Source organism: Chloroflexota bacterium, from assembly GCA_009840355.1.
Lineage (GTDB): Bacteria > Chloroflexota > Dehalococcoidia > Lucifugimonadales > JADFKI01 > Bin90.
In genome coordinates, this window is record VXNZ01000034.1 from 55,050 (window position 1) to 73,711 (window position 18,662).

Below are 18,662 nucleotides of genomic sequence, written 5' to 3' on the forward strand. Positions count from 1 at the left end.
ATATGACAACCTCCCGCTGTCTCATAGGCTTCGTGTACAACGCGCAGCACGCCACCGCCTTGCAAATGACGAAGTCGGTGATGAACGCGCTGGGGCTGGGTGAAGACTGCTGGCTGAGCGCCGCCGAAGACCTCGACAGTATGCGACCGGTTCTGCACGACACGCGCTTCATCGTAGTCGCCGGCGGAGACGGCACTATTTTGCGCGTTGTCCGCACGACGGCCGAGTACGGCGTGCCGCTGGTCGGCATCAACATGGGCAGAATCGGCTTTATGGCGGAGTTGCAAGTGCAGGAAGCCATCGAAGAGATTCCGAGCTACATGAACGGCGGCGCGCGCCTCGAAGAGCGCATGATGCTTGAAGTCAACGTGCGGCGCGGCGACGACCAAGAGCCGTCTCTCACGCTGCACGCGCTGAACGATGTCGTGGTCGGCAGAGGCGGCTCCGCGCGGCTGCTGGACATCCTGACGACCATTGACGGAGTAATCCTGACGAGCTACCGCGCCGATGCGGTCATCGTATCCACGGCGACCGGCAGCACGGGTTACGCGCTCTCCGCAGGCGGGCCGATAATGTATCCGGAAACGAAGGCGATGCTCATTCAGCCTGTCGCGGCGCACACGGGCTTGCGCAGCGGCTTGATTTTGCCGGACACAACAACATTGGAATTGCAGGCAAGCGACGGACACGAGGCGCAATTGGTCGTGGATGGATTCACGGACACGTTACTGCGCGGCGGGGACCGCGTAACGATTCGTAGGAGCGAGTATGTTACTCGCTTTCTGCGCCGCCATGCGTCGACAGCCTTCTACGCCGCACTCACGCGCCGCACATTCGGCATGGACACGCCGTCGTACAGCCCGCCGCCTGCGACATAGCAGCGCATTGACACCGCGCACCTTTTTCCATGGCGGTTTATAGTCAAGTAGTCCCATACATCCGGAAAGGTATAAGATATGCAGCCGGAAGAGCAGATTGCCAGCCGAGAAATCTACGACGGCAAGATAATCAAGGTGCGCGTTGACGACATCCTGATGCGCAACGGCAACCAGTCCGTGCGCGAAGTCGTTGACCACGCGAACGCGGTCGTCATCGTGCCAATCGACGACGATGGCAATGTGCATCTCGTGCGCCAGTATAGATACGCGGCGCAGCAAAACGTGCTTGAAGCGCCCGCCGGACTCGTCGAAACGGGCGAAGACCCGGACGACTGCGCCCAACGCGAGATGGCGGAAGAGATAGGCTACGCATCGCGCAATCTCCGCATACTTGGGGGATTCTGGTCGTCCCCCGGCTTCTGCACCGAGTTCATGTACGCCTACCTCGCCAAGGACCTCGTGCCACGCAGCCTTCAGCCAGACGACGACGAAGACATTCAGGTGGAAAAAGTGCCGCTGTCGCGCATCCCGCAGCTCATAAGGCTAGGCGAAATCCAAGACGCCAAGACCATCGCCGCCCTTCTAATGGCAACCTGCATCTTCAACGCCTAGCTGTCCCGTGTTGAGTCCTCCAATACACGGGCTGGTAAAGTCCCTTCTCTCCAGGGGACTAGGGGAATTCTAGGGTGGGCGGTAGGCTAACATTAAGCCGCGCCTTGAAACCCCAACCCACACTGCTATACTAACCCGACGACCAATGAACTGATTTACTATTCTGGAGGAATTCCCATGCCCACTCTCGAAGAGTTATTCGCCCAAGTTGACGAACAACGAGAGGAAATTATCGCCCTCGAACAGGCGCTAGTGCGCATTCCTTCCGTGAACACCGGCATCATGCCGACCGGCGACGAAACACCTGTCTGCGAGTATGTGCGCGACTGGCTTGCCGAAGACGGCATAAAGTCCGAAATCCTTGCACGCGTACCCAATCGCGGCAATATCATCGCCCGAATCGAAGGCGCGAACCCGGAAGCGGGACTGATGTTCATGTCGCACACCGATGTCGTGCCGGTCGAAGAGGAGGACAAGTGGCGATTCCCGCCGTTCAGCGCGACCATCGCGGACGGCAGGATATTCGGACGCGGCGCGACCGACTGCAAGGGCTTACTCACAGCACAGATGTACGCAATGCGGCTTTTGATGCGCAACGGCATCAAATTGCAAGATAGCCTGATACTCGCGTCCGGGGCGGACGAAGAGCACGGCGGTCGATACGGCTTCGGCTGGCTTGCGGAAAACTATCCCGAAAAAATTCGCGCGCCATTCGCGGTCAACGAAGGCGGCGGCACGCCCATCGATTCTCCGAGCGGACTGACATATCTTCTTGGTACAGGCGAAAAGGGACGCCTCCAAGTCGAGATCGACATCAAGGGTACGAGCGCGCACGCGTCCGTGCCGTGGCAGGGCAGCAACGCGCTGTACACGCTGCACCGCATTCTGAAGCGCATCGAAGACTACGAACCGGAGCGCGACACATCAACCAGCCTGTTCGAGCACCTGTCGGTCTTCGCCATCGAGCACAAGCCGTCTGCGGAGAACATCGACGACATTATCGCTGAAATGGAGCCGTTGAACCCCCGCTTCGCCTCGCTGATGCGCGCGCTGTCGCGAATGACGCTGACGCCCACGATGATTAACGGCGGCATCAAGTCCAACAGCGTGCCGGAGTCTATACGCCTGACCTGCGATGTGCGCACGCTGCCGCATCAGAGCGACGACTACCTGCGCGAGCAGCTCGACATGATACTCGAAGGCATCCCCAATACGACATACGAGATAGATTACATGGCAGTGCCCAACTCGTCCGCTTTCGAGACACGGCTCGGCAGGAGTATCCGGCACGCGACGGCGGCGGCGCTCGGCGTTGACGACATCCAATGGGTGCCGGCAATCAGCACGGGCTTCACGGACTCGCGCTTCCTACGGCCGTTGGGCACGATAACCTACGGCTTCGTCGGTTCGCACCCGGACGACGACCCAATGCTAGACCATGTACACGGCACCGACGAATCCGTAGGCATCAGCAGCCTAATCAGCGGCACAAAGATAATGCTCGCCTTGGCCATCGACGTCCTCAACGGCGAGTAAATCTCCGCTAAAGCGATGGCCGGAGTTTCTTAGTATCATTCCAAGATGAACGACTTCTACATAATCGAACAGATAGATGAAATCGAAACCATAGCAGCTAGTAGTTCTATCCGTGATAATCGGCGGTTGCGTAGAGCGTATGGACAAGGCAGATGGCGCAAGCTAAAAGGGACTACGACGGCAATCCTGCCGGATGGTACAATACGCCTTGTAGAAGTTCATTGGTATGAAGCTCACGGCATCGGAAGACGCGAGTTCAAAATAAAGCGCATACTTGACTAGCAGACAGGACCCCTCAATGAACACAAAATACGTCGTTTGCGTCAAAAACCAAGACTACCCCGCCTCGCTCGAAGTCGGCAAAATCTATCGAACGCTGCCCGACGACGGCGCAACAAAGCATGGGCTACTTCGTGTCATAGATGAATCCACCGAGGATTACCTCTACCCCGACGCCTTCTTCATCCCCATCGAACTGACCGCAGAGATAGAGAAGGCACTTTCATTCTGACCCGCGCCCACGAGAACCACCTTATTCAGGCAGCCGATTAGACGCTTGCCTAGCTGACCTTGGCGAGCTTGGTGAAGCTGCGGAGTTCTTTGGGCGGGTCCATTCGGCTGCCGCGGATGGTGTACGAGACCTCGCCGACGTATATATTCCCGTGGCTGTCAACTCCCATGCCGTGCGGAGCTATGAACGCGCCCGACTCCACGCCCTCGTCGTCCGCGCCTAGCAGTGCGAGTCGTCTGCCGCTGTTGTCGTAGATACTCACGCGGTGTCCATGTCGAGGCGGCGTAGGGTCGGCCTGGGTCGCGCCGGGTAGTTCACCCACGTATATATTGCCGTCCGGCCCGATGGTCATGCCGTTGGGCATATGTATATTGTTCCAAACGTCCAGCACGTTTCCGTCTCCGTCGAAGACCTGTATCCGGTGCGCCTCGCGGTCCGCGACCAGCACGCGGTCGTCGTTGTCCACCGCGATGTTGTGTGGGCGCAGGAACTCGCCCGGATCGATGCCAGGTCCGCCCCAGCTCTTCACATACTCGCCGTCGCCCGTGTACTTGTGGATGTTGAAGTTGCCGTAGCCGTCGGAAATGTATATGTGGCCGGTCTTCCTGGACACCGCCGCGTGGGTGGGCCTGTTGAACGGCTCTCCCTTCCATATTTCCGAGGACACGCCTGACGTCCCGATGGTCATTAGCAGTTCGCCCTCGCGGGTGAATTTGGTGATAGTGTGTATGCCGTCGTCCACACAGTAGATGGTGTCCTCCGGACCGACGTATATGCCGTGCGTACGGTTGCCGAATATGCCCTTCCCGAATCCGCGCACGAAGCCGCCGTCCTGTCCGAACACCATAACCGGGTAGTCCGGATTCCGGCTGAACGCGTAAACATCGTCCTGCGAGTCCACCGCCACGCCCGGCGTCTCGATAAGCCTCGCGCCCTCCGGCATCTTATGCCAGTCAATTATGTGCTCATACCTGAAGTCGCCTTCACCGATTATCGCGCCCATGCCAGCGCCTCCTTGCAATGCAATCTGCTTAGTGTTCACGTCGGATACTACTTCAGCCGCGCCATGTAGTCAAACGGGAGTAATCATCAAGCGCGCCTCTGCCGTAATCGCCCACCACCGCCAAGTATTCCTCGGCTTCGGCGACAGTCCTCAAGCCTATTCGCACCAGCTCATGGTCATCGACAATCACCAGCCTAATGGATTTCATTCGTCCTCCTCGGTGTGCGAACACGGCAAAATTGCGGCGCTGATTATACACCATCACCCCACTCCCGCAAACCACCCAATAGTCCGAATGTACCATAGGGCATAGTCCATTCGGACTATACGACATAGTACGTCGCGCCCGCAAAAATAGTACATGAAATAGTCCATTTGGACTATATGCAAAACACCAGACCTCCCCTACGCTTGCCCGCATGCACTCACACGGACAAAAGGAGGTGCCAGAAAAAACATATTCTCAAAATCACGACTTGTCATCGTGTCCGGCGATTAGTGCGTATGTCGGCAAAAGGCAAACTTTACACTGGCAAAGACGAGGAGGTTCTAATAATGACTAAGTTCTTCATAATAAGCGCGGTCGCTTTCGCTATCGTGATGAGCATGGCAATTTTCACGACCGCTTGGGCATCCAATAATCACCCAGAGGAAGACAAAGCATTTGACTGCGATCTGAAAACCGAAAGGCCTCACAGTTCGACCGCTTGGGACCAAGTTTCCGTGAAAGGTTTCACAAGATGTGAAACTTCGAAAGACATTCTAGTCGTAGAAACAACTCTTTATGTCAAATCAGGCGGGAGCTTCATTTCCCTAGGTCCTCCAAGTAGTCGAACAGTACATAACAGTAGGTATTCCGGTAAAGTTCGTGACGAAACAGGTCCTTGCCAGGACGGCACCTACATGGGTTTAAGCAAGCACATTATCATTGACGGTGACGCAACAAGAGTAATGTTCACTCAAAATATAAGATACGTAACTTGCTCTTGAAAGCCATTTCGTTCGACCTATCTTGCTTGTGACTCATGAAGTTTAATTGGTAATTGAATGGATTGAAGTGTTAGCATGGTATATCCCATCTAGACTTCAATCCATTCGCCTATGAATACGAAAAATGACATCGGTTTCCGGCGTTTTTCTTACAAAGGATGAAAGATATGGATACTTTCTTCTTGGAAGATAGTGCAGGTTACCACCATAGCGTTACGGAATGGAATCCAAACTATCACGAGGATGGACTCGATGAAAGGGCCACAGCCTTACTAAGATCACCAGTTGGCAGAGCCTTCATCGCCATCTCCGCCGCAACTGGTTTCACGCCCGACCAACTCACCGAACCTGCCACAGCCTTGTACATAGCGGCACAGGCAGCAGATGACATCGAGCTGTACCATACGAAGATTGATCGACAGAAAGAAATGCGATTCCTGCGCGAAGAAGCACCACGACACTTCCGCTTGGCGCGCCAAATCCTCACCCACCCCGACGCCGCGTGGTGGTTCGCCCCGTTAGACCTCCACAACCAGATTTGGGTATCTGAAGACCATAGCCCGCCTAATCAGCAGCCCAGCGAACCATCATGGATACACTCAGATCCACGGCGAAACCTTTGGGCATTCATAACCTCCACATCCACCGCCGACACAGCGTCCATGCTCGCTGCCGTCGATCTGCAAATCTGCGACATTGGCTATGGCTACCACGAATACGCCAGTCCACCTTTCGCCTTATGGCACATGAAGCCCAAACTCGACGCCCGCATATTCGAGATTGATAGCCCGCACGCATGGCACGAACTCTGTGTAAATTACCGTCACCGGGCCAAATATCCTCTCCAAGACATAGTGTACTCCGACCTCGACATGGACTCATATCTCGAACCCGACTGGTCAAAAGTCGCAGAAGACTGGGACGCCGTTCATCTCACGCTAGGCGGCTTACTCACATCCCATCAGGTCGCCGTTAAATCGAAAGACTTCTGGACATACCACCACGGCTGGGACGCCGAGCAAACATGGTGGCTCCGCTGGGTATTCACAGAACACGAGCGACTCCACGACAACACCCCTACATTCCAAATCAAAGAAATCCTAGAAGATAAGTCCATCTACCGATTTATGCGTGGCTGGACATAGACCCACAATGCCGCCCACCTGGACCCGGTTACGGAGAATAGCAGTCATGTCCACAACGCTCTTCCTTGAGGCTTTCGGACGGCTATCCGGCCCAGCGACTATCGATTCCCGGGAAGAAGACCTCCACAGCGTCTTCAGAGAACGAGCCGAATTGATGCACTGGGCAACCACATACAACGACCACCCTCTGCTATGGTCAATGGAGGAAGCAGAGATAACCGCCGACACTGACCCACATCGTATCGGATGGGTGCAGGTCGGGCTGGATGTCAATGACTTTGAGCCGGCCCGACCATCCTCTGGTCCCGTTCAAGGTTGGGCTTATGCGCCGCTTGCGGTACACCGACGCGCCATAGAACCGTCTCTTGCGCTGCCGGCATTGGTTCAGTGCTTCCACGACGCACTCAGTCGGTTTGGAATCGTAGATATGGAAGGCATCCAGGTGACAGTTAGTTACCTGGACGCCGAACCACAGCCCTGCCTTGGCTACCTTGTGTCCGTGTTAAACTGGTTCAATACGGCAGCTGACACAAGAGCCGAGGCGATAGTTGCCTTCGACGAGAATTTCCTTGGAGGACATGCAGAGGCAGAGTTGTTAGGCAACCTACAGTGGAGGAACACCGGACAGTTTGATTTCGGACCTGTAGTTACCGCGCCTGGGCAACATTCCATTAGAATAGGAGCTGAAACCCCAATACGCTCCATATCTCCTGCACGTTCGGGCCTCGGCATATCGGTTACGTTGCCCGAATGGACGCCGAGTGCGGCGGGATGGGTGCTCGCCAGTGTGGTCGATGCGGCACGACTCATCAATCCGAACGCAACCGACTTCGCGCTTCGGCTGACACGGGTTCAAGGCTAAGCCTGTCCTGAATTTGCCGAAGGATTAGGGGGTGAGCAGGACAAAATTTCCTCCCCATCCTGTCCATCCCTGTCAGCCCCCACTCCCACGCCCCAACACCACCCGCGCCCGCTCCTCCTGCACCTGCACAATCGCCGACCCGCCAAGATGCCCGATCCCAGCCGCAACCGCCGCCACATACTTCTGGTCCACCGCAGCCGCGATGTCCGCAGGCACATCCACCTCGCGCGCAAGCTCCGTCGCCAGCCGCACATCCTTCGCGTCGGACCGCACGAACGCATGCCCCGCCGGCTCGAAATTCCTGTCGAACACCGCCTCATACCTCGGCAACTTCGGACTCGACGCCGACCCCGCAGCCATCACCGTCGCCAGCGTCTCCAGTTCCACCCCCGCCTTCAGCCCAATCGTAAGCGCCTCCGCCACCACGCTGAAAGTCGTATGCGCCACAAGATTGTTGCACAGCTTCACGGTCGCCCCCGCTCCCACAGGCCCGCAATGATAGATAAGCTCCGGGTCCCCAATCGCCTCAAGCACAGGCATCACCCGCTCCAGCGTATCCGGGTCGCCCCCCGCCATCACCGTCAACACTCCCCGGTCCGCCGAATCCGACCCCGACCCCTTGCTCACCGGCGCGTCAATATACTCCACGCCCCTCTCCGCGCATATCGCGTGCAACTTACGCACCATGCTCGGCGAGTTCGTCGCCAGATCGATATACACAGAGCCCGCCGCAGCCCCATCCAGCACGCCCTGCTCCCCGTTCACCACCGCCTCCACCTCCAGCGGCCCCGGCAGCGATCCCATCACCACGTCGCATGCCCGCGCAACCTCCGCCGGCGTCTCAGCCCACGTCGCGCCCGCCTCCAGCAAGTCCGTCGCCGCCGCCCGCCGAATGTCATGCACCGTAGTCCGATGCCCGGCATTCACCACGCACAACGCCATCGGCTTCCCGATATTCCCCAGCCCAATAAACCCCACATTCATCCTATCCCCTCCATCCTGTTCATCCATGTCAGTCCCCGTTCCGGTAACGCCCATAGCGCTCCACAATCTCTGAATTCAGCACAGCCCCCAAACCTGCGCCCTTCGGCATCCACAGCCTGCCCGATTCCACCCGCTCGTATGGCAGCACCACCTCAGCCCGCCAGTCCGTCTCATACACCGCGTGCTCCAGGTGAATCGCCCCCGGCATCGCCGCCGTCGCATGCCCGCCCCCGATCAGCGACACCGGCCCCGTCGGGCTGTGCAGCGACACATCGCCGCCCGCAGCCATCGCCGCCAGTCCCGCCGCGCGCGCCTCCGCAAGACCTCCGCAATGCTTCACGTCCGGCATCACCACATTCAGCGCCCCGCACTCCACAACCGCCCCGAAGAACTCGCGCCCATACCCCGACTCGCCGCCCGCCGTTATCATCGACACCTCGCCAGCGATAGCCGCCAGCCCCTCCGCATCCTTCGTCGGCTCAACCGGCTCCTCGAACCAGCCTATATTCGACTTCGCAAGCTGCTCCGCCACAAGCGGCGCAGTATGCCGCTCGAACCTGCTGTGGCAATCGACAAGCACAGTAACATCATCGCCGACCGCAGCCCTCACAGCAGCCACCCGCTCGATCCCCGGCCCTGCCTCATCCAGAATCTTCTCACGAGTCGATGGCGGCCCCACCCCATCGAACGGCGCGCACTTCACTATCGTAAATCCCTTCGACACAGCCAGTTCCGCAGCCCTCCCGAACGACGCAGGCGACCTGTCCCGAGTCAGCAAGTGCCTGTTGATATTCGCGTACAGCAATATGCTCTCCTGAGGCGTCCCTCCAAGCTCCTCGGTCAGCGTTACGCCCTTCTTCCGCGCGCTCAACTCACTCACCGCGCTACGCAGCCCGCTCATCGCAGTCGCCAGCGCCATATTCCCCTGCATATCCGCCACCGCAAATCCCAGCATCCCCTCCACATCACCCTCGCCGGCAATCTCGCGCCCCCTCAGCCGGCCCACGAACTCCGCCGTCAGCCGCACCGCCTCAGCCGTATTTCCCCCACAAGTAAGCTCCGCAAGCCCTATCACACCGTCCTCGTCATACACCTCCACGAACGTCCACGTCGTAGCCTCCGAAACCACCACCTCCGCAAATCGCACCCTCTCAATCTTAATCATCCTATCCATCCTGTTCATCCTGTTAGTTAAACCCCGGCAAGCAATCTCATCGTCCGCATCCTCGACTCCGCATCATCCCCCACGGTAACGACACTCCCCAGAACCTCATCCGCTCCCCACTCCTGCATCTCGCGCACCCTCAGCGCGACCGTCTCTTCGTCCCCCGCCAGCAGCACCGAGTCCACCATCTCGTCCGTCCAGCCGCTCTCCTCCGACCCGGGAAATCCGGACGCCGCAAACATCCGCGCATAGAACGGAATATACGGGAAATACCCCAACTGCTCCCGCACCGCATCCCGAGCGCCCGCAACATCCTCAGTAACGCACACCGCCGCGTGCACCACCAGCGGCGGCTTCTCCCCGCCCGCGCCCTCTGCGGCAGCCCTCATCGCGGGCAGCGCCGTATCCCGCACATAAGGATGCGGGCACACCCAGCTTATCGCGCCAATCCCCTCCGCGCCGCACATCTCGAACGACCGCGGCCTCAGCGCCGACGCCATCACCGCCACCTGCGTAGGGGCAGGCAGTTCCGCCTTCGCCACAATCTGTTCCCCCTGAAAATCAATCTCGCCCGTCTCCAGCAGCCCCTTCAGCACCCGCACATACTCCGTCAGATGACCCAGCGGAGCCTCGAACCCCACGCCGAAAGTCTCCTGCATCGCTTGCAGATGGCCCGGCCCGACGCCAAGCCGCAGCCGACCGGGTGCGATCGAGTCAATCGTCTGCGCCTGCCGCGCCGCCGTTATCGGATGCCGCGACCAAGTCTGCATTATCGAAGTGCCCAGCTTAATGCTCTCCGTCTGCGCCGCCGCCACCGCCAGCGCCGTCAGCACATCCCCCGCATCGCCGCCCGAAGTCAGCCACGCCGCCTTCACACCCACGCTCTCCGCCTCCACCACCGCATCAATCACCGACTGAGCATCCGGAGCCGGAATCGCGATTCCAATAGTATTGTCACTCATAATTGCGACACCCCTCATTCAAAATCCTTGCTACAATACCTGTGCATTTCAGGCGCGCAAGCGCGCGCCGCAGCGATTATAGCACGCTCTTTTCGCGAATTTTCCACCTGCACTGAACGCATCTTCCAATCTTCAAGATACAGCAATTTTCAATCGACTAATCACAGAAATCCGACATAAGGAGGCTCTTCGATGAGCGCTACGTATCTGGTCCCAAGTATCCAACTGCCAAAGAGTATCCCATCCAACGATACAGTGAGGAGACGCTTATCAACTCTCAAAAGCATAATCCATCGACTCTGAACACTCTTCTCAGGCTCTTAGCATACCTGAAATCCCAATGGCGCTGGCTGGCAGTAGGACTACTGTCCTCGCTTAGCCTCGCCCTCTTATGGCTGATTCCTCCCTACCTCGCAAGCATCGTTATTGATCGTGCTATCCCCAGCCGCGACGCCGATCTTCTCTTACGCTTGACACTCGCACTACTGGGCCTCGGAGTATTGATAGTCATACTGTCAATCGCCGAATCATATTCCCTTGAACGCGCCGGCCAGGCAGTTATTCGCAACCTCCGCATAGGCTTCTTCAATGCCGTCCAAAATCAGTCTTACAGGTTCTTTATCCATAACGAACGAGGCGCAGTAAACTCCAGAATGTGGAACGATGTTGGAGAAGTCCAGTGGGTTGTGAGAGGGGCGCTGGCGGACGTGGCAAGCTCGGTCCTGCTCATCGCCGTTACTCTCGCCTTCATGTTCACCTGGAATTGGGAGCTTAGCCTACTGCTTCTGGGCTTCGTGCCATTAACCTTCAGCATCGGCTACGTCATTGCAAAATGGAGAGAAAGAATCGCCTATAGGATCGCTGGGTGGTTTGACGAGAACTCTTCCTTCATCAGCGACCGGTTGGACATAGACGGCACCATCTTGCTGAACGGAGTTGGCTACGACAAATCGATAGACACCCGCAAATTCTCCGCAATAACCTTGAGGCTCCACGGCCTGTTTGCAAGACAGGATATGGCAAACGGGGCGATGGCGACAGTCGCCGCTTCCCTCCCATTGATCGGCTCGGCGATTCTGTACCTTTACGGTGGGTTCGGAGTTATTGAAGGCGCGATGACGTTAGGTGTTCTGATCGCGTTCTTGGCTCTCTGGATGAGGATCATCGGGCCGATCACCAACCTGGCCACATTCCATGCTGAGTTCGCCGCAACAATCGTACACCTCAGACGAGTCTTTGAGTGGATCGACTTGGAACCTGAAGTCCGAGACGCCCCGGACGCAATCGAATTACCGTCGGCCAAAGGCATCGTTTCAGTCAGAAACGCCTCTGTGGACTACCAGACCGGCAAGCCCGTAATTTCCAACTTGTCCTTCGACTTTCAGCCCGGCAAGATGACGGCCATCGTCGGTAGAAGCGGAGCGGGCAAGACTACCCTCACTCACCTGATTCTGAGATTCTACGACCCAACTTCCGGCAATATTCAGATCGACGACCACGATCTTCGTTCAGTCAAACTGTCCTCACTCCGCCGACACCTCAGCCTCGTACCTCAGGACAGCGCCGTATTCAATACTACCGTCAGGGAGAATCTCCTCATCGCAAGCCCCAATACTACACACAGAGATATGGTGAATGCTTGTAAAGCTGCGCAGCTCCATGAATTGCTGGTCAATCTCCCGAACGGCTATGACACCGTTGTCGGTCAATTCGGATACAGGCTCTCCGGCGGCGAGAGGCAACGACTGGCCATAGCGCGCGTCATACTCAAGCAACCCCGCATCGTCATTTTGGACGAACCCACGTCATCCCTAGACGGGATCACCGAACGCGCAATCAAGGACGCCCTGGACAGCACACTATTCCGAAACGCGACCACAATAGTCATCGCCCATCGCCTCTCCACCGTCCTCAACGCCGAATCTATCTTAGTCATGGACGAAGGCAAGCTTATAGACTCCGGCAATCATGAAGACCTTATCACGAGGTGCGACCTGTACAAACGGCTCTACCACGAACAATTCGCACCACAATCCTCTCGCGATCCTGTGCATCCTGTTTGACTCACCCCTTGACAACCCACTCCCTCCACCCCTATAATCCGAACATATGATTTCACAACTGGAACGCCCAACCAAAGAGCACACCGCCCACAGCGACTTCGCCGAGTCGCTCAAGCAGGCCGTCATCGAACAGACCGACAACGGCAGGCGCATCATCCAAAGCGTCACCTCCATCATGGAAGGCGACGCTCCCAACTGCACGCCCTGGCACCAACTCGAAGCCGCCAAGCTCCTACACAAGCTCGGCATCGGCAATACCCCGACCGCCAACCATAAGCCCCCTCTCCCCGCGGGAGTGGACTTGGGTGACGGGACCCATAACATCCCTTCCCCCTTTATGACGGAAGAGCCTGCCCCTAGCGAAAGCAGGGGTCATGATGGCGGTGAAGATTCGCCACCATCCTTGTCAGACGAGCAGACCAAGTTCAACAACAAGCTCATCCGCCAGATAAGGGTGGACACCGGCGATGGCGCATCCATCGTCAAGTACCTCGTAGAGATAATGGAAGGCGAAGACCCCTCCACAAAGGGCAGGGACAGGCTGGAAGCGATAAAGATGCTCCTGGGCATCTGCCTCAACAGCCCGTCATTCCCCGACGCCGAGTTCATGCTGCAATCCGCCCGCTGCCACCCCGACTGCTTCTGCGTCTGCGAGAACCTGCCCGAAGACCACCCGCAGGTCGTGAAGGTGCACACCCCTCTCACTGAGGAGCAGCGTCAGCGTCTTGCAGAGCAGCAGGCACAGCAGGAAGAGTGGGACAGGCGCACCGACGAGGTGATAGAGCGCAAGAAGCGCGCAGACAAGGAATGGAAACTGGAGCAGTTCCACAGCCCCGAAGCAAAGGCAGACCGCCGCATCGAGCGAGAGGAGCAGCGAAAGCGCCGTCAGCAAAAGCGCGAGCAGGAAAAGCAGCGCAATCGAGAGCTAAGAGAGCGCATATCCCGCGAGTCCCGCTTCGACACCTGGCGCTACAACCAGCAGCAACAAGACCGCCAAGACCAAGAACGCGCCCGCAGCCCCTAACCCATGTCGCCATTCCCGCTTCTTCTTCCCGTCATTCCCGCGAAAGCGGGAATCCGGCGGGGCAACGGGTGAGGGGGAAACCCCACTCACAACTCAATACTCATAACTCACAACCCCTCTGTGCCCCTTTGCGCCTTCTATGGCTAACCCCCGCCCCTGACGGCTGGACTACTCGCCTTCCGTTTGGCATACGCCCTCTATTGATGTAAAATGAAGGCATCTCCAGTTAGGACTTTCCCATGGATGGCCTTATAGAACACGAAGTGCCGCAGGGTAACCTGCCCACGATGCTGGTCGCCTTCGCGGGCTGGCCAGACGCCGCCGAAGCCGCGACAAGGGCGTTGCGGTTTCTGGTGCGCAAGCTCCGCGCCAAGAAGTTCGCCGAAATAGACCCGGAAGAGTTCTACGATTTCACGCATGTCCGGCCGCACTCGAGGGTCAACCGGCGCGGCGAGCGCGTAACTCGTTGGCCGCAAAACGACCTGTATTATTATGCTCCGGACGATGAATCGCGCTCGCTGCTGCTGTTCGTCGGCACAGAGCCTAACCTGAAGTGGCGCACATATTCCAACATCCTGACAACAATCGCGGAGCGTCACGAAGTACGGCTCATCGTATCGCTCGGGGCGCTGCTAGACGCGGTGCCACACACTCGCGAGCCGCGTGTAACGGGTCGTGCAAGCTCCATCGAACTGACGCAGAAGGCGGAGTGGCTCGGCATCAAAAACTCCGGCTATCAGGGACCGACGGGCATTCATACCGCGTTTGCCGACGCCTGCTCCAATACGGGAGTGGCGCAGGCAAGCATCTGGGGACACTGCCCGCATTATGTCAACACATCGCCCGATCCGAAGGTCAGCCACGCGCTGCTGACGCGCCTGCGCAGCCTGATTGACATCGATGTCGATCTCGAAGAGTTGTACATCGCGGGCAACACATACCAAGAAGAGGTTGATAAGGTCATCGCCAAGCAGCCCGATGTGAGCAGCTACGTGCGCCGACTGGAACGGCGCTACGACGAGGCGCGCACCGCGACCGAGGAGATTCCCAGCCCGGAGACGATGGTCGAGGAATTGGAGAACTTCTTGCGCAGCCAAAGCCAGAACCAGGACGAAGAAAACGCCTAAGCGTAGCATCAGGCGCGTCGTTCTCTCCCCTAGCCGTCCAGCCACACTCGCTCCCAGTGCGAATACTCTGATCCTGCGAAGTTCGGCTGAAATCCCTGCACTTGGGGCCACCACGCCCACAGCGATACTGCCGCCGCCGGCATGAACCGATACGCGCCATCCAGCGCGAGACGCTGCGCTTCCAGCACGAGTTCGCGCCGTTCATCCGTGTCGTACTCGCCCGATTGCGCCAGAATCAGCGCGTCCAGCGCATCGTCGGCATGCCCGGTTGTGTTCCACGCACCGGCGCTGCTCAACACCGCGAGCATATATCCGTTTGGCGTGCCGATGGGCGCTGTCGGTCCAACAAACATCCGGTAATCGCCGCCGAGCCAGACTTGCTCGCCAAACCGCCGCCTATCCACTATTTTCAGCGTGGCATCGAAGCCGACGCTCTGCATCTCGGTGGCGATGCGCTCCGCGTGCTGCCGATATTCCGCGCCGAAGTCGCCCACCGAGATGACGACGGGCACGGGCAGCGAATCGACCGCCTGAATCAGCAACTGCCTACCGCCTGCGTGATCGTCGAAGTATGCCGCGACTTCGTCATCGGGCAATTGCCAGTCCGCCCTACCCAGCGGTACGCCCTGCGTCAGGTACGCGGCAGATTGCCATATCTCGTCAATGGCGCGGTTCGGGCGCATCGCCAGCATGGCAGCGCGGCGCACACGCACATCGTCGAACGGCGGCGAGGTCGTGTTGAACGCCACTTCCAGCCCCACGCCAATTTCCTTGAACGCCAGCATCTTGGCATCGGGCTTCTGCTGCGCAAACTCCTCCCACTGCTCCGCGCGAAGCCGGTGCACATCCACATTGTTCACGCGAAACGCTGCGTATGCGGTGTCCTCATCCGCAATCGTGTGGACGACTATTCTGTCTAACAGCGGCGCGCCGGCCTTGAAATACGACTCGTTGCGGCGCAATGTGAATGTCAGGTCGTCGCGCGCCTCTTCGAGAATCCACGCGCCCGTGCCGATAGTGGGCCCACCGCGCAGACTGCCGTTGAGTTCGACCGCCTCTCGCGCCACAACCTTCGAACTGCCGTTGGCGAGCGCGCTGAAAAAATCAGCATCCGGCGCTCGCAGCGAAATGCGTAGGCTGTCCTCGTCAACGGCATAGACCGTATCGACGATGTGCAGCAGCGCGCCGTTCGGCATTGAGCCAGAGCGCTGGCGCTCGTAACTGAAAGCGATGTCGTCCGCGATGAGGTGACGCGCGTTGACCGGCGGCAGGTCTTGCCACAGCACATCATCGCGCAGCGCGAAATCGAATGAAATACTGTCCGAAGTCTGCCAGCCGGTGCACAATTCGCATTCCACGGCGAGGCTCGGCAGTTCGACTCCGTCGCCGCTGCTGAAGCGAATCAGCCTGCTGTACGCGATGCCGGGCCCCCACGCCGCCAGCGCCGCCGACACATCGGCTTGCACATCCAAGTGCGAAATGGCTTGTCGGCTCACCAGATTCAGGGTGCCGCCTCGCCTGTCGTCAACTGTAGCCACCGTCTCAGCGGACGTTGGCACGGCCGGGGATGGAATTGCGGTGGGAATGACGCGCGTGGGAGTCGGCGCGGTGGCGGCTGGCATTGCAGTCGCGCCCGATATGGTTGGCGACGAGGTGGCGGTCGGACGCGGCATTGGCGTTGATGCGATGACTGTGCCGGTTGCGGTCGCTGTAGTCACGGCGGACATGGCAAGGGTTGATGTCGGTGTAGGCTGCTGCTCCACGACATCATCGGAGCAGGCGATGACCGATACTGCCATTGCTACGCAGAGCGCAAGCGGCAGTAACCGCGTAAAGTCGATTGTCGATGAAATCAATCTACACTCGCTATACTCGCATCGACGGCGCTAATGGTGCATTTCTTGGCGTGCATGATTTTTTTGCCCCCATCCTCATATTCCCTCTGCTCCCCTTACGGATAAAGGACAACCGGAACCGTGATTTTTCCCGGGCTTATTGTATAATGCAAGACTGCCCACATTGAGGCTAACACATTACACACACGGAAATAAGTGAAGATATGCTCATCGACTGCCATGTTCACCTAGATTCGTACTCAGATAGCGAAGTGTCGGAAGTCTTGGAGCGCGGACGCAATGTAGGCGTGGCGTTCGTGATTTCCGCCGGCACGACCATCCCATCGACCGAGCGTTCCATTGAATTGTCGGACAAGTTCCCGGACTTCTTCTCTGGCGTCGGCATTCACCCGATGGACATCACGGAGCCGTTCGACGACAACACTTACGCCCGTCTGCGCGACCTCGCCTTGCAGAACGAGAAGGTTATCGTCGTCAGTGAGACCGGGCTGGACTTTATGGAAGACGCGCCGGACAGGGCGATACAATACACAGCATTCCGCGAGCAGATCGGGCTTGCCCGCGAACTCGGCTACCCCATAGTCTTTCACAGCCGCGAGTCGCACGACGAAGTGTTTCGCCTGCTGCGCGAAGAGCGCGGATACGAAGTCGGCGGCGTGATGCACTACTTCCAAGGCGATTTGAACGACGCCAAGCGTGCCATAGACTTGGGCTTCTACATATCACTGGCACGTCCTCTGCTGCGCTACACATACCTGCAGGAAGTCGCCGCAGCCGTGCCGCTAGACAACATCGTGCTTGAGACGGACGCCGCGCCGCAGCCGTTCAAGGCAAAGCGCGAGAATTGGACCGAGCCGCGACACACGCGCATCGTCGCCGAGCGCCTAGCCGAGTTGCAGGGCAAGACCGTCGAAGAAATCGAAGCGGTAACATCACGTAACATCCGCAAGATGCTTGGCGACCGCTGGGAAGTGGTACAGCGACATGTCGCGGTGGATATGCAGTGATGGGCTTTGCTGTGGCAGCTTTGCTATGACGGTTATTCCGACATCCCAGCCTTCCCCCTGAGGTTGAAGGGACTGCTAGACATTGACGCGAGTGAATTGGAATATGACGATAAGCAGTCCTATGCCCGCCATCCAGCCCAGTATGGCACAGATTGTGGCTTGCACCCAGTTGATTTGCTGCGTCTCGCGGATGGCGACCATAGACGCGGGGAATACCCACAGGAACGACAAGCCCATTAGCACGGGACCAATGAATGGGATGCCGGCGAAGAGCGCGAGCACGCCGGGGCCGAATGCCAGCCCGATGCTCCGCAGCAAGCGTCGGTAACCTGCCTGCCCGCCGAACGCCTTCGTGCCGATGGCGTATGCGATGCCCGCCCACAAGAACCAAGTAACTAGGCGCACCCAGACCGCGTACATCACGAACAGCCACAAGGGCGCTCCCTGCCAATTCGGCAGCAACGGCGCCTGTGAGCCTGCCTGCGTTATGGATTCCACGTTTTCGCCCAGCGTTACGAGCGAATATATGCCCGCGCCAAGCGCCAGGCCCGACAGCACCACAATGCCAAGCGCGTAGAATATTTCCTCCGGCTCGTCGGTCAGCGCGCGATACATCCAGCCATTAAGCAGCGCCGCGCGTACAGCCCTTATCAGCAATTTGCTCTACCTCGCTTACCATCACTGCGGCCACTACGACGGACGGCTGCGGTGCCGCAGTTTGCCGCTCGGTGTGCTCGCCTTAAGTAACTCCTATACTGAACAGATAGCATGATAGCGAGTTTATGCCGCTTTTGCCCAATATCAATGCAAATGGGCTATTGATACGCCTATCGCGGCATACGCGATATTCGTGTACAATAACTTACACCGTAGCTAATGGAGGGGAATGATGTCCTTAATTAGACAAATAAGCCAATGTGTGATATACTCTAATTAG

General features: G+C 58.2%; 18 protein-coding genes. 11 read left to right on the plus strand and 7 right to left on the minus strand.

What is annotated here, in order from left to right:
• Positions 1-2 precede the first annotated feature (2 nt).
• The 5 genes from F4X57_10095 (at position 3) to F4X57_10115 (ending at position 3,537) form a co-directional block, all read left to right on the plus strand.
• Positions 3-878 (plus strand): NAD(+)/NADH kinase, encoded by an 876-nt coding sequence (locus tag F4X57_10095; protein MYC07505.1) that lies wholly within the window; start codon positions 3-5, stop codon positions 876-878.
• Between the two features lie 78 nt (positions 879-956).
• On the plus strand, positions 957-1,490 hold the full coding sequence (locus tag F4X57_10100; protein ID MYC07506.1) for an NUDIX hydrolase: 534 nt from the start codon (positions 957-959) through the stop codon (positions 1,488-1,490).
• Positions 1,491-1,667: 177 nt separating this feature from the next.
• Positions 1,668-3,026: a M20/M25/M40 family metallo-hydrolase gene (locus F4X57_10105; protein MYC07507.1), complete on the plus strand. Its 1,359-nt coding sequence runs from the start codon at positions 1,668-1,670 to the stop codon at positions 3,024-3,026.
• Positions 3,027-3,071: 45 nt separating this feature from the next.
• Positions 3,072-3,308, plus strand: a complete 237-nt coding sequence (locus F4X57_10110; protein MYC07508.1) for a hypothetical protein — start codon at positions 3,072-3,074, stop codon at positions 3,306-3,308.
• 16 nt (positions 3,309-3,324) lie between these two features.
• The gene (locus F4X57_10115) at positions 3,325-3,537 is read left to right on the plus strand and encodes a hypothetical protein (protein MYC07509.1); all 213 of its coding nucleotides are present in this window, start codon (positions 3,325-3,327) and stop codon (positions 3,535-3,537) included.
• 49 nt (positions 3,538-3,586) lie between these two features.
• Here the strand turns inward: F4X57_10115 and F4X57_10120 are convergent, their stop codons facing one another.
• The gene (locus tag F4X57_10120) at positions 3,587-4,540 is read right to left on the minus strand and encodes a hypothetical protein (GenBank protein MYC07510.1); all 954 of its coding nucleotides are present in this window, start codon (positions 4,538-4,540) and stop codon (positions 3,587-3,589) included.
• 52 nt (positions 4,541-4,592) lie between these two features.
• On the minus strand, positions 4,593-4,748 hold the full coding sequence (locus F4X57_10125) for a response regulator transcription factor (GenBank protein MYC07511.1): 156 nt from the start codon (positions 4,746-4,748) through the stop codon (positions 4,593-4,595).
• A gap of 949 nt (positions 4,749-5,697) precedes the next feature.
• On the opposite strand from F4X57_10125, the gene F4X57_10130 reads away from it, so the two are divergent.
• Both F4X57_10130 and F4X57_10135 read left to right on the plus strand, forming a co-directional pair.
• Positions 5,698-6,675, plus strand: a complete 978-nt coding sequence (locus F4X57_10130) for a hypothetical protein (protein ID MYC07512.1) — start codon at positions 5,698-5,700, stop codon at positions 6,673-6,675.
• A 46-nt stretch (positions 6,676-6,721) separates the two neighbouring features.
• Positions 6,722-7,537, plus strand: coding sequence for a hypothetical protein (locus tag F4X57_10135; GenBank protein MYC07513.1), 816 nt, complete (start codon positions 6,722-6,724; stop codon positions 7,535-7,537).
• A gap of 72 nt (positions 7,538-7,609) precedes the next feature.
• On the opposite strand, the gene F4X57_10140 is transcribed toward F4X57_10135, so the two are convergent.
• From F4X57_10140 to F4X57_10150, 3 genes are read right to left on the minus strand one after another with little or no spacing between them, the layout of a single operon-like run.
• The gene (locus tag F4X57_10140) at positions 7,610-8,575 is read right to left on the minus strand and encodes an NAD(P)-dependent oxidoreductase (GenBank protein MYC07514.1); all 966 of its coding nucleotides are present in this window, start codon (positions 8,573-8,575) and stop codon (positions 7,610-7,612) included.
• Positions 8,550-9,704, minus strand: a complete 1,155-nt coding sequence (locus tag F4X57_10145) for a hypothetical protein (protein ID MYC07515.1) — start codon at positions 9,702-9,704, stop codon at positions 8,550-8,552. Before F4X57_10145 ends, F4X57_10140 begins: the two co-directional genes overlap by 26 nt.
• A gap of 8 nt (positions 9,705-9,712) precedes the next feature.
• Complete coding sequence (locus F4X57_10150) at positions 9,713-10,666, minus strand: LLM class flavin-dependent oxidoreductase (GenBank protein ID MYC07516.1); 954 nt, start codon at positions 10,664-10,666, stop codon at positions 9,713-9,715.
• Positions 10,667-11,118: 452 nt separating this feature from the next.
• Here F4X57_10150 and F4X57_10155 point away from each other — a divergent pair, with 452 nt between their 5' ends.
• The 3 genes from F4X57_10155 to F4X57_10165 all read left to right on the plus strand — a co-directional run bounded on the left by F4X57_10155 (position 11,119) and on the right by F4X57_10165 (position 14,862).
• Positions 11,119-12,711 (plus strand): ABC transporter ATP-binding protein, encoded by a 1,593-nt coding sequence (locus F4X57_10155; GenBank protein MYC07517.1) that lies wholly within the window; start codon positions 11,119-11,121, stop codon positions 12,709-12,711.
• 46 nt (positions 12,712-12,757) lie between these two features.
• Entirely contained in the window at positions 12,758-13,735 is a 978-nt protein-coding gene (locus F4X57_10160; GenBank protein MYC07518.1) for a hypothetical protein, read from the plus strand.
• Positions 13,736-13,974: 239 nt separating this feature from the next.
• Positions 13,975-14,862: a PAC2 family protein gene (locus F4X57_10165; protein MYC07519.1), complete on the plus strand. Its 888-nt coding sequence runs from the start codon at positions 13,975-13,977 to the stop codon at positions 14,860-14,862.
• A 29-nt stretch (positions 14,863-14,891) separates the two neighbouring features.
• Here the strand turns inward: F4X57_10165 and F4X57_10170 are convergent, their stop codons facing one another.
• Positions 14,892-16,718 carry an ABC transporter substrate-binding protein gene (locus F4X57_10170; GenBank protein MYC07520.1) on the minus strand — a complete coding sequence of 609 codons (1,827 nt, stop codon included), beginning with the start codon at positions 16,716-16,718 and terminating at the stop codon, positions 14,892-14,894.
• Between the two features lie 191 nt (positions 16,719-16,909).
• Between F4X57_10170 and F4X57_10175 the strand changes: the two genes are divergently transcribed.
• Positions 16,910-17,725 carry a TatD family deoxyribonuclease gene (locus tag F4X57_10175; protein MYC07521.1) on the plus strand — a complete coding sequence of 272 codons (816 nt, stop codon included), beginning with the start codon at positions 16,910-16,912 and terminating at the stop codon, positions 17,723-17,725.
• Between the two features lie 75 nt (positions 17,726-17,800).
• Here F4X57_10175 and F4X57_10180 read toward each other — a convergent pair whose 3' ends face one another.
• The gene (locus tag F4X57_10180; protein ID MYC07522.1) at positions 17,801-18,382 is read right to left on the minus strand and encodes a hypothetical protein; all 582 of its coding nucleotides are present in this window, start codon (positions 18,380-18,382) and stop codon (positions 17,801-17,803) included.
• Positions 18,383-18,662 lie beyond the last annotated feature (280 nt).

Coding starts and splice junctions, on each gene's coding strand:
- F4X57_10095 (MYC07505.1), top strand. CDS start 3: ATGACAACCTCCCGCTGTCTCATAGGCTTCGTGTACAACGCGCAGCAC.
- F4X57_10100 (MYC07506.1), top strand. CDS start 957: ATGCAGCCGGAAGAGCAGATTGCCAGCCGAGAAATCTACGACGGCAAG.
- F4X57_10105 (MYC07507.1), top strand. CDS start 1,668: ATGCCCACTCTCGAAGAGTTATTCGCCCAAGTTGACGAACAACGAGAG.
- F4X57_10110 (MYC07508.1), top strand. CDS start 3,072: ATGAACGACTTCTACATAATCGAACAGATAGATGAAATCGAAACCATA.
- F4X57_10115 (MYC07509.1), top strand. CDS start 3,325: ATGAACACAAAATACGTCGTTTGCGTCAAAAACCAAGACTACCCCGCC.
- F4X57_10120 (MYC07510.1), bottom strand. CDS start 4,540: ATGGGCGCGATAATCGGTGAAGGCGACTTCAGGTATGAGCACATAATT.
- F4X57_10125 (MYC07511.1), bottom strand. CDS start 4,748: ATGAAATCCATTAGGCTGGTGATTGTCGATGACCATGAGCTGGTGCGA.
- F4X57_10130 (MYC07512.1), top strand. CDS start 5,698: ATGGATACTTTCTTCTTGGAAGATAGTGCAGGTTACCACCATAGCGTT.
- F4X57_10135 (MYC07513.1), top strand. CDS start 6,722: ATGTCCACAACGCTCTTCCTTGAGGCTTTCGGACGGCTATCCGGCCCA.
- F4X57_10140 (MYC07514.1), bottom strand. CDS start 8,575: ATGGGCGTTACCGGAACGGGGACTGACATGGATGAACAGGATGGAGGG.
- F4X57_10145 (MYC07515.1), bottom strand. CDS start 9,704: ATGAACAGGATGGATAGGATGATTAAGATTGAGAGGGTGCGATTTGCG.
- F4X57_10150 (MYC07516.1), bottom strand. CDS start 10,666: ATGAGGGGTGTCGCAATTATGAGTGACAATACTATTGGAATCGCGATT.
- F4X57_10160 (MYC07518.1), top strand. CDS start 12,758: ATGATTTCACAACTGGAACGCCCAACCAAAGAGCACACCGCCCACAGC.
- F4X57_10165 (MYC07519.1), top strand. CDS start 13,975: ATGGATGGCCTTATAGAACACGAAGTGCCGCAGGGTAACCTGCCCACG.